The 279-nt window shown below is 63.4% G+C and carries 1 protein-coding gene; it reads left to right on the top strand.

The genetic code is table 11. The features are described from left to right. Positions 1–279 (top strand): glutamate--tRNA ligase family protein (locus tag EN846_RS34860; RefSeq protein WP_245518786.1); only part of this gene is annotated, 279 nt, incomplete at both ends.

Genomic DNA, 279 nt, shown 5'->3' with positions numbered 1-279 from the left:
GGCCGATCTACCCGATGTACGACTTCGCCCACGCGCTGGGTGATTCGATCGAGGGCATCACCCACTCGCTGTGCACGCTGGAATTCGAAGACCACCGCCCGCTGTACGACTGGTGCGTGGACAACGTCGATTTCGCCCATGACGACGCGCTGACCCAGCCGCTGGTCGATGCCGGCCTACCGCGCGAAGCCGCCAAGCCGCGCCAGATCGAGTTCTCGCGCCTGAACATCAACTACACGGTGATGAGCAAGCGCAAGCTGATGGCGCTGGTCACCGAAC

Origin of the sequence: Mesorhizobium sp. M4B.F.Ca.ET.203.01.1.1 (assembly GCF_004791025.1) — a bacterium.
Taxonomy (GTDB): domain Bacteria; phylum Pseudomonadota; class Alphaproteobacteria; order Rhizobiales; family Rhizobiaceae; genus Mesorhizobium; species Mesorhizobium abyssinicae.
The sequence above is the reverse complement of the archived record's forward strand: the minus strand, read 5'-3'. Positions and strand labels throughout refer to the sequence as shown.